This is a genomic window from Flavobacterium sp., assembly GCF_027533505.1.
GTDB lineage: Bacteria > Bacteroidota > Bacteroidia > Flavobacteriales > Flavobacteriaceae > Flavobacterium.
Genome location: NZ_JAPZUB010000009.1, coordinates 1 through 10,744, shown reverse-complemented (window position 1 = coordinate 10,744; position 10,744 = coordinate 1). Strand labels below are relative to the sequence as shown.

Below are 10,744 nucleotides of genomic sequence, written 5' to 3'. Positions count from 1 at the left end.
GGATGAAGATACGTTTATGTATTTGTTGGTGGGTTGCGGAATGGCGAAGAAGGATACGGGTTGAGCAAATAGGTTAGCGTCGTTTTTTAAAAAAATCTTTCATTAATTGGGCACATTGTTCGGCCATCACTCCTGCAACCACTTCGGTTTTAGGATGTAACTGCGTACCTAGAGTCATAAATCCCCGTTGTTCATCACGGGCGCCAAACACAATTTTGGAGATCTGACTCCAATACAGCGCGCCAGCACACATTTGACAAGGTTCTAACGTTACATACAACGTACAGCCTTTTAGGTATTTGCCTCCAAAAAAATGGGCTGCTGCTGTAATGGCTTGCATTTCTGCATGTGCGGTAACATCGTTGAGCATTTCGGTTAGATTATGACTTCGGGCAATGACCCGATTCTCTACTACAATAATCGCGCCAACCGGAATTTCACCTTTCTCAAAAGCATTTTCAGCCTCTACCAAGGCTTTTTTCATGAAGTATTCGTCGGTGAAAATAGGTTCCATAAAACAAAAATAGGAATTCAATTTGTACCTTTGACTCATGGGGGAACATTTACTCGCACAAATTCAATCTCCGTCCGATTTACGGCAACTCGATATTGCGCAATTGGAGCAACTCGCTCAGGAATTGCGCGAAAAAATCATTGGGGTTGTGGCCGTAAAAGAAGGGCATTTGGGAGCCAGTTTGGGTGTGGTCGAATTGACCATAGCGCTGCATTATGTGTTCAATACCCCCGACGATTTATTGGTGTGGGATGTGGGACACCAAGCTTATGGGCATAAAATTTTAACCGGACGCCGCGATCAGTTTGAAACCAATCGCCAGAAAGGGGGCATTTCGGGGTTTCCCAAACGTGCTGAAAGTGTCTATGATACGTTTGGCGTAGGGCATTCCTCTACCTCTATCTCAGCTGCTTTAGGAATGGCGCTTGCTTCTCAGTTAAAAGGTGAAAAACGCTCACACATTGCTGTAATTGGCGATGCCTCGATTGCGAGTGGAATGGCGTTTGAAGGGTTGAACCATGCCGGAGTAACCGATGCAGATTTATTAGTTGTTTTAAATGATAATGCCATCGGAATTGACCCGAGTGTGGGCGCACTGAAAACGTATTTGACGGCTGTAAAAGAAGGAAAAAACCCGAAGCAAAACAACATGATCAAATCCCTGAACTTTGCGTATTCGGGTCCGATAGACGGTCATGATTTACCGGCTTTAATTAAAGAATTGAAACGTTTGCAAAAGGTGAAAGGGCCCAAGTTTTTGCACGTCATCACCACCAAAGGAAAAGGCTTATTGCAAGCCGAACAAGATCAAGTCAAATACCACGCACCTGGAAAATTTGATGCGGCAACTGGCGAACTCATTACCAAAGAAGAATCCCATTTGCCCCCTAAATTCCAAGATGTTTTTGGACATACTTTGGTAAGCTTAGCAAAAGATAATCCCAAAATAATCGGAATTACCCCAGCCATGCCGTCGGGGAGTTCGATGAAATATATGATGGAAGCTTTTCCTGAACGCGCTTTTGATGTGGGGATAGCCGAGCAACACGCCGTGACCTTGGCTGCAGGAATGGCTACCCAAGGAATGGTGGTGTTTTGCAATATTTATTCCACGTTTTTACAACGGGCGTACGACCAAGTGATTCACGATGTGGCCTTACAAAAGCTACCGGTGATTTTCTGTTTGGATCGTGCCGGTTTGGTAGGCGAAGACGGTGCTACGCATCATGGTGTTTTTGATTTGGCCTATTTGCGCTGTGTACCGAATATGGAAATTGTCGCTCCTTTGGATGAAGTGGAGTTGCGCCAACTCTTGTATACCGCTTCTTTAGGATTGGAAAATCCCATTGCTATTCGCTACCCGCGGGGTCGTGGCGTAGGATTGGATTGTGAAATACCCTTTCAAAAAATAGACTATAAAAAAGGAAAAGTACTGCAACAAGGTTCGGATATTGCGCTGATTTCAACAGGATTTATTGGAAATAATGCGCTTGCCGCTCTTGCCGATTTTGACTCAAAAGAAAAGGTGAGTCTGTATCATTTCGGATGTATAAAACCGCTAGACGAAGCGCTTTTGCATACCATTTGTAAGCAGCATCGGGTTGTAATCACTTTAGAAGATGCAACGATTGAAGGCGGATTGGGTAGTGCTGTTGCCGAATTTGTCACGACGCACGATTATCAACTTCCTGTCCACCGATTGGGAATTCCGGATCAATTTATTGAACATGGAGCCGTTACTCAATTGCAGGAATTATGTAGGATATCACCACAAGCCATTCAGCAGTTTTTAAAGATGCTTTTAGAAAAATAAGCGTGAATTCTAGCCCGGATTGAAGCGGCAGCTCCCGATGCAAGAGGGACTACAGCGGAAAGCCGGACAGTCGTGATTGATGTACTAAACGTGTTGCTCCAAAAAAAACGAACCCTTTTGAGGTCCGTTTTGATTTAATTTTTGATAATTTTTTCGGTGATTTGTAGGCTTTCTCCAGTTGCTTGTAGAATGTATATTCCCGATTGTATATTTCCTAATGGAATTCGGTTCAAGGTTCCGTTGCTCCAGTGGTCTTGGTACACGAGGCGACCGTGGATATCGATTAAACGAACGTCCAACGCACGGTTATAATTGGGCAGCTCCACAAATACTTCGTTAGTCGCTGGATTGGGATAAACGCGGTAGGTAAGGTTATTTTCAAAAATTGCTGTACCCAAGGCCGTACAATTGGGTCCTGGCGCTGGCTGCGTAAAATCTTCTACCTGATCGGCGGAGTCGTTACGGTTGCCCGAACTTGCATTAATTCCCAAACCTCTGCGGGCAAAAACTTCCCATATCATACAATAATCGGCACCTCCCGTGGTAGCTTGATCGGCAGCGATTAAAGCATCGCGCGCTTCGGTAAAAGAAGGGTTACAAGGTTGTAATTTTAAGCCGTCTAGTACCAAACGCATTACCTTGTTGTTTCCACCGGTTCCCGTGTATTTGTTATGGTCGTAACCATATTTTGCGACATACGCCCAGGTTAAATCCCAAAGCATCGCACACCAAACTTCACCGATATTATGTTGTGAAACGGTAGTATTCCCGTCGGCATCGGTGATAAAGTTATCGTTTACTGTGGCAAATGTACTCGGGTTGATATCCATGTCGGTGGAATAGGGGAAACGGCGAATTCCGCCTCCTGTAGTAGGCTGACTTACAGCAAAAGTGCCAATCCCTTTGGGTGTTGTTCCAACATCTCCAGGCTTCATTTGCAACATCAAGGCAAACCAATCCGACCAACCTTCGCCCATTTGTTCTTCATTGGTCAAACAATTGCTTAAACTGGGCCCTCCGGTTAAACGGTTGGAGATTCCATGACCGTATTCATGGGCAATAATGCCGTTGTCAAAATCGCCATCGGTACTTACGAATGGTGCTCCGTTGAGTTGTAAACGAACATTAACAGGATTTGAAAATGTAGCATTGATTAATGTCTCGCCATCTAACGTACTTACTAAAATTGCTGGAATACTTACTGTATTGTCAGCGCCACTCATACTTAAATATTCGGGTTCTGCAACATTGTTAACCATAATTACAGCCACCGCGCCTCTGTTTTGTGCATTTTTGACTTTAACAGTAAAGTTGCAATTCCCACGTCGAATAATGACGATTTTTCCGTTCATTGCGGGACCATTTGAAGGGGGCACACAGGCTTCATTTAAACCACCTGTCCCGTCTTGATACAACACCAAATCGGATTGAATAAAGTTGGGTGCTTGGGGGACGCTCACAAAGCCGGGGTTGAAAACATTCTGAACTGCACGATAATTTCCAGCTACAGAGGCCGGGTTATTTACAGTTATTGGAAAAATAGGGGGTGCCACATTCCAAACATACATTTGCATACGCGGACGCACTCCATCAGAGGGAGTGGAAAAGTTAGCATTGTTAAACGAAGGCGTAGTCGAACGAGAACCGTCTTGTGCATCGGCCCAGACAAAGTCGGATCCCGAACCGCCCCGTCCGAAATTATTTTGTTGAAAATTGCCATTCTGCTCATTAAAGCCATATTGATACCACACATCGTGTAAACAATTGTTCATGTAAAACAAATTGGTCACGGCTGCATTAATATAGGTATTGGGTTGTACACTTACCCCGCCGTAGGGGAAGTCAAAGGTGAGACTACTTCCGCCATCGGGGGCATAACCATTGGCCGTAGGATTGGTCGAATGGACTGTGGGATTCGTGTTGGTATAGTCGGCGCGCGCCCAAACATTGTTGCCGCGAGTGTAGGTGTATTTTAAGGTAGGAATGTTGTCCGAAAGGTTGTTGGTATCATGCCAGCCTTTGGGAGAAGCCAATGCATTGGCGGGACTGCTGATAAGTTGAAAGGGACTGTGGTTAGGACTTTCAAATTCAAACGGGATGACGCGATAGTTTCCGCTTTGAACTTGTAAAGGACTTACCGCTTTTTGTACTGATTTTTCAAAGGAAAAGATAGAGGAAGCTGATGGAGAATTGTCGTGCGGATGGTCAAATTGGCAACGTACCGTTAAATCGTTTTTTTGGACTATCGAACCTGTAGCTGCATCGGCGTAAAGGCTCCATAGATGTTCTTGGTTGGGACTGTAAAATTCGAAATGCCAAACTTTTTGCAAACGGCCGTTAATGGTAAGATAGCCTAAGGTAGCTTGAATAGGGTCATCGATAGCGTTGTCGTTTACAAGCGTTACCTTCGCTGTATTCTCTTGTTTCAGCACAGAAGGGGAAAGAACATATCCTAACTCTTGCGTTGCTTTCTGAAAAATTGCTGCTGCAGGTTGTGCCTTTGTATTTCGATCGGCTTTTTGTAAAATTCCTGTGATGAAACGATCGCCAACTTGAATCACAGCGCCTTTTTTAACCCATACGGTAGTTACGGATTCAAAAATAGGAAGACCATCAAGGGTTTGTCGGATAAAATAATTGGTAATTCCTGTTGATTCAGAAGTGGTTTGACTCACTACTTCCCATTCGGCAATGTCACTTACAGCCCATTTTTGGGTGATTTGTTGCTGTTGCAATGCTGCTTGTATAGCTTGTTTCGGAATCTCTTGCGCCCAAATACTGCTGCAAAGGCCCAGTAATCCTAGGTAGAATTTTTTCATAGCTGTTGGTTAACCTTTTCAAAATTAGCGTAATCTTTTCAAAAAAACAACCACAGCCCTTTGAGAGTCAGAAAATTAAGAAATGTTAACCCAGCATGTCATGGTACAACACGGCATTTCCATCTGTTAAAAGCGAGATAAAATGGCATATGTGCATCAATCGTTCATACAAACTGCTCTTTTCTAAGCGGTGTTTTTCGGGGAGTACTTTTAACAAAAGGGCATCGTAGTTAGAGGTTTTTCCCTCATATTGATGGTTGTAAGCTGTAATAAATTTGTCCAACAAACTATTGATAATTTGGTAACCTTTCAGCTCTTTTTCAATGACCTCTCGACTTTGGTAAATGTTTTTGACACTCAATTTGATAATGTCATCCATTTGGGCTTTGTATTTGCTTTTGTCGGTTAAGGCATGATGAAATTCGCCTTTTAAAATAGCTTCTTCATTTTCCAAAAATACTTTTACCGCATCATTGATGAGGTTACCAATAGCCAAGGCACGCAGGTAACTAATGCGATCCTCTTTGGTGGTTAAAGCATTGTATTTGTTGCGGTCAATGGTGTCTTTGACCAAATTAATGAGGTATTCCAAGGCGAAATCTTCGGCCACCAAGCCTAAATTAATGCCGTCTTCAAAGTCTATAATGGTGTAGCAAATATCGTCGGCAGCTTCGACCAAAAAAGCGAGCGGATGGCGCAAATAGCGTAGATCTTCGCCTGAGGTTATTTTTAGCAATCCCAATTCTTCGGCCACTTCTTGAAAAAAAGCTTTGTCGGTTTGGAAAAAGCCGAATTTTTTATCGGAGATATTTGCTGTGGGTTTTTTGGGTAAACTTTCTTTCGGATACTTCATAAAAGCGCCTAAAGTGGCATACGACAAGCGCAATCCCCCTTCAATGCCCGGACGCGTCCCCGTAAGTACTGTAAATCCATTGGCGTTGCCTTCAAAATCGACCAAATCTTGCCATTCTTTCGGACTCAGTTGCTCTTTGAATTTTTGTCCGTTGCCTCGGGAAAAATATTCGCCAATCGCTTTTTCACCCGAATGACCAAACGGTGGATTACCAATGTCATGGGCCAAAGCAGCGGCGGCGACAATAGCTCCAAAATCATTGGCTTGATAGCCATGTATGGTGGCGAGGTACGGATATTTTTCGATGATTTTTTTACCGACCAAACGGCCTAACGAACGTCCTACTACCGAAACCTCCAAACTGTGGGTGAGGCGCGTATGTACGAAATCGGTTTTGGATAACGGAATTACTTGGGTTTTATCTTGCAAACTGCGAAACGGCGCCGAGAAAATAATACGATCGTAATCGACTTCAAATCCCAAACGGGTATCGTCTTGCTCGATGCGTAAGCGTTTGCCCGTGTCGCCTTGACGTTTCAAGGATAAAAGTTGTTCCCAAGTCATCATGTGATTTTATTTTTCGGTAACCACAAATGTAAATAAATTCATCATGGCTAATTACAGAGCTGTACTATAAAAAAACAGCCGCCATTGCTGACAGCTGTTATCCTAATTTATAATTTAAAATTTCTCATTTATAATAAAACTACGATCCACACATTTCACAGTCCTCAGGACCGGCATTGCGGGCGCGTTCCACCATCAATCGGAATTCTTCGGCGCTCATTTCTCCCGATTCAGGGGCGATTACTTCCACCGCTTGGGGTTCGGGTTGTTGTAAGGTAACCGTAGGTTCTTCTTTTTTCTCGTTACTCAAGGTGAACTTGATGGCATCTACAGCTGATTTTGTTCTTAAGTAGTACATGCCCGTTTTCAAGCCGCTTTTCCACGCATAGAAGTGCATTGAGGTCAGTTTGGCAAAGGTAGCATCCTGCATAAACAAGTTCAACGATTGCGACTGGTCAATGAAATATCCGCGTTGACGGGACATGTCAATAATATCTTTCATAGACATTTCCCAAACGGTTTTATACAATTCTTTCAACTCTTGCGGAATGATGTCAATGTTTTGTATCGAACCGTTGTGGCGCATGATTTCTTGTTTCAAGTTTTCATTCCACAACCCGTGTTTAACCAAGTCTTCCAACAAGTGTTTGTTGACTACAATAAACTCGCCCGACAATACACGGCGGGTGTAGATATTGGACGTATACGGTTCAAAGGCTTCATTGTTTCCAAGAATTTGCGAGGTAGAAGCGGTCGGCATCGGTGCCAACAATAGGGAGTTGCGCACCCCGTGTTCCATCACTTCTTTACGCAGCGAGGCCCAGTCCCAACGACCTGATAAGTCGCTGTCTTTCAATCCCCAAAGGTTGTACTGGAATTCCCCTTGCGAAATGGGTGACCCTTGGAAGGTAGAATACGGTCCTTCTTCTTTGGCCAATTCCATCGAAGCGGTAACGGCAGCGAAGTAAATCGTTTCAAAGATGTCTTGGTTCAATTGTTTGGCTTCATCGCTGGTAAACGGCAAACGCATCATGATGAACGCATCGGCCAAACCTTGTACGCCCAATCCAACAGGACGGTGGCGCATGTTGGAGTTCTCGGCTTCGGGAACCGGGTAATAGTTGCGGTCGATAACTTTATTTAAGTTGCGCGTTACGCGTTTGGTCACGTTGTATAATAATTCGTGGTTGAATTTACCGTCTTCCACAAACATTGGTAACGAAATGGAGGCCAAATTACAGACCGCGATTTCATCCTCAGAAGTATACTCCAAGATTTCGGTACATAAGTTGGAGGAGCGAATCGTACCCAAGTTTTTCTGGTTCGATTTACGGTTGGCCGCATCTTTGTACAACATGTAGGGAGTTCCCGTTTCGATTTGTGATTCTAAGATTTTCTCCCACAATTCACGGGCACGAATGGTTTTACGGCCTTTGCCAGCCAATTCGTAGGAGGTGTATAATGCTTCAAACTTCTCCCCATACGTATCGTATAGTCCAGGACATTCGTTGGGACACATTAAGGTCCATTCTGCGTCATTTTCTACCCGTTGCATGAACAAGTCAGAAATCCACATCGCAAAGAACAAATCGCGGGCACGCATCTCTTCTTTACCGGTATTCTTTTTCAAATCCAAGAATTCGAAAATGTCGGCATGCCAAGGTTCGATGTAAATGGCGAAACTTCCTTTGCGTTTTCCACCGCCTTGGTCTACATAACGGGCCGTATCATTGAAGACCCGTAACATCGGTACAATTCCGTTGGACGTTCCGTTGGTGCCTCGAATGTACGAACCTGTAGCGCGCACATTATGAATCGACAACCCGATACCTCCAGCCGATTGCGAGATTTTGGCCGTTTGTTTCAACGTATCATAAATGCCATCGATACTATCGTCTTTCATGGTCAACAAAAAGCAAGACGACATTTGCGGTTTGGGCGTACCGGCGTTGAAAAGCGTAGGTGTTGCGTGGGTAAAGAATTTTTTGGACATTAAATCGTAAGTTTCAATCACCGACTGAAGGTCGTTTAAGTGAATGCCCACCGCCACACGCATCAACATGTGTTGCGGACGTTCTACGATTTTGCCATTTATTTTGAGAAGGTAAGAACGCTCTAAGGTTTTAAAACCAAAATAATCGTAATTGAAATCGCGGTTATAGATTACATGAGAATCCAAAAACTCGGCGTTTTCCATAATTACTTGATGTACTTCTTCAGAGAGTAAAGGCGCTTCTTGATTGGTTCTCGGGTTTACATAATGAAACATATCGTTCATGGTTTCGGAGAACGATTTTTTTGTGTTTTTGTGTAAGTTGGAAATCGCAATTCGGGCGGCCAACAACGCATAATCCGGGTGGGTTACCGTCATGGCAGCAGCGGTTTCGGCGGCAAGGTTGTCCAATTCAGAAGTGGTCACACCGTCATATAAGCCCTCAATTACACGCATGGCTACTTTTACAGCATCGACCATTTCGTTTAGGCCGTAACATAATTTTTTGATACGGTCGGTAATTTTGTCAAACATAACGGGCTCTCTGTGGCCGTCTCTTTTTACTACGTACATATTCGTTTGGTTTTAGGTTATGAGTTAGACAATCCCTTCTCTAACTCGAATTGATTTTTGATGCGAGGCCACGATAGGCTAGCTCGAATCGGTTGGAACTCCTCCCGGAGCTTTATTTTGAATGATTTTGATCGAATTAAAAATCAGCGTCGAAGCTAATTTTCTGCGTGCTGGAGTCATTGTTCATAACGCCTGCTTTTTGGTATTCAGAAACGCGTTTTTCAAAGAAATTGGTTTTTCCTTGCAATGAAATCATATCCATAAAGTCGAACGGATTGGTCACGTTGAATACTTTATTACAGCCCAATTCGACCAACAAACGGTCGGTCACGAATTCGAGGTATTGGGTCATTAATTTGGAATTCATACCAATCAAACTCACCGGTAAAGACTCGGTGATGAATTTACGCTCAATGTCTAAAGCATCGGTTAAAATTTCGGTAATGCGCTCTTTCGAAACTTTATTCACCAAATGGTGGTTGTGCAAGTGAACGGCAAAGTCACAGTGCATTCCTTCATCACGCGAAATTAATTCGTTGGAGAAGGTGAGTCCGGGCATTAACCCACGTTTTTTCAACCAATAAATCGAGCAAAACGATCCCGAAAAGAAAATACCTTCCACCGCCGCAAATGCAATGAGGCGTTCATTAAAATTGGGTGATTGTACCCATTTCAACGCCCATTCTGCTTTTTGTTTGATGGCTGGGAAGACTTCAATAGCATGAAACAATTGATTTTTCTCAGCCTCATCTTTTACATAGGTATCAATCAAAAGCGAATAGGTTTCACTGTGAATGTTTTCCATCATCAATTGAAACCCGTAGAAGAATTTAGCCTCGGGGTATTGTACTTCACTCACGAAGTTTTCGGCTAAGTTTTCATTGACAATCCCGTCGGAAGCCGCGAAAAAAGCCAATATATGTTTGATAAAATAGCGTTCGTCATCGTTCAATTTGTTGTTCCAATCGTTTAAGTCTTGGTGCAAATCGATTTCTTCCGCCGTCCAAATACAGGCTTCTTGTTTTTTATACCATTCCCAAATATCATGGTGTTTGATGGGGAAAATTACAAATCGGTCTTTGTTGTCCTGTAGAATGGGTTCCGCAATTGCCATAGTGTTGTTCTTTTTTTAGGATTTTATTAACGTTATTCTGACTGTTACAAATTTGGTCAAATACCCGTAAAAAAGAAAGTCAAACTTATCCACAATCGGCTTTAGTTTTTAACAACGCGTAAGAAAATTCTTCTTTTTAACTATTTTATAACGTATTGAAAAACAGGTAGATAGAAGTGCAAATTTTGATAAAAGGCAGAAAAATCAAGGGTTTTCGGAAAAGGAGTAAATTATTTTCGTTGGGTTTTCGAAGGCGCTGAATGTTGTGAAAATGTAAACAGAAAAACGGTTAACAAAGGAAATCCCTGGATTATTTTTTTAGAATTTTAAAGAAGAAGGATTGGCCATCGACGGTATTTAGTCATTCCTTAAAAAGCCACTATTTTAAATTTCGATTAAAATAGTGGTTTTATTTTTAGTGAAAAAGTTGAACAATAATTGTAACCAAAAAATAATTAGTTCTTTAATTTGGTTAAATCGGAGCTTTAGATTGTATCC

General features: G+C 42.9%; 6 protein-coding genes. 1 reads left to right on the top strand and 5 read right to left on the bottom strand.

The features are described from left to right. Positions 1 to 73: 73 nt before the first annotated feature. Positions 74 to 514 (bottom strand): nucleoside deaminase, encoded by a 441-nt coding sequence (locus O9316_RS02800; protein WP_298205057.1) that lies wholly within the window; start codon positions 512 to 514, stop codon positions 74 to 76. Between the two features lie 37 nt (positions 515 to 551). On the opposite strand from O9316_RS02800, the gene O9316_RS02795 reads away from it, so the two are divergent. Next, positions 552 to 2,327: a 1-deoxy-D-xylulose-5-phosphate synthase gene (locus O9316_RS02795; protein WP_298346944.1), complete on the top strand. Its 1,776-nt coding sequence runs from the start codon at positions 552 to 554 to the stop codon at positions 2,325 to 2,327. Positions 2,328 to 2,461: 134 nt separating this feature from the next. Here O9316_RS02795 and O9316_RS02790 read toward each other — a convergent pair whose 3' ends face one another. From O9316_RS02790 to O9316_RS02775, 4 genes are all read right to left on the bottom strand, one after another. After that, positions 2,462 to 5,146 (bottom strand): T9SS-dependent M36 family metallopeptidase, encoded by a 2,685-nt coding sequence (locus O9316_RS02790; protein ID WP_298205055.1) that lies wholly within the window; start codon positions 5,144 to 5,146, stop codon positions 2,462 to 2,464. Positions 5,147 to 5,231: 85 nt separating this feature from the next. Then, positions 5,232 to 6,563: a deoxyguanosinetriphosphate triphosphohydrolase gene (locus O9316_RS02785; protein ID WP_298205077.1), complete on the bottom strand. Its 1,332-nt coding sequence runs from the start codon at positions 6,561 to 6,563 to the stop codon at positions 5,232 to 5,234. Between the two features lie 142 nt (positions 6,564 to 6,705). Continuing rightward, on the bottom strand, positions 6,706 to 9,132 hold the full coding sequence (locus tag O9316_RS02780; protein WP_298205054.1) for a ribonucleoside-diphosphate reductase subunit alpha: 2,427 nt from the start codon (positions 9,130 to 9,132) through the stop codon (positions 6,706 to 6,708). A 136-nt stretch (positions 9,133 to 9,268) separates the two neighbouring features. Then, positions 9,269 to 10,246: a ribonucleotide-diphosphate reductase subunit beta gene (locus O9316_RS02775; RefSeq protein ID WP_298205053.1), complete on the bottom strand. Its 978-nt coding sequence runs from the start codon at positions 10,244 to 10,246 to the stop codon at positions 9,269 to 9,271. Positions 10,247 to 10,744 lie beyond the last annotated feature (498 nt).

Bases quoted from the DNA above. Each gene is read 5' to 3' on its own strand.
- O9316_RS02775 (WP_298205053.1), bottom strand. From the start codon at position 10,246: ATGGCAATTGCGGAACCCATTCTACAGGACAACAAAGACCGATTTGTA.
- O9316_RS02780 (WP_298205054.1), bottom strand. From the start codon at position 9,132: ATGTACGTAGTAAAAAGAGACGGCCACAGAGAGCCCGTTATGTTTGAC.
- O9316_RS02800 (WP_298205057.1), bottom strand. From the start codon at position 514: ATGGAACCTATTTTCACCGACGAATACTTCATGAAAAAAGCCTTGGTA.
- O9316_RS02795 (WP_298346944.1), top strand. From the start codon at position 552: ATGGGGGAACATTTACTCGCACAAATTCAATCTCCGTCCGATTTACGG.
- O9316_RS02790 (WP_298205055.1), bottom strand. From the start codon at position 5,146: ATGAAAAAATTCTACCTAGGATTACTGGGCCTTTGCAGCAGTATTTGG.
- O9316_RS02785 (WP_298205077.1), bottom strand. From the start codon at position 6,563: ATGACTTGGGAACAACTTTTATCCTTGAAACGTCAAGGCGACACGGGC.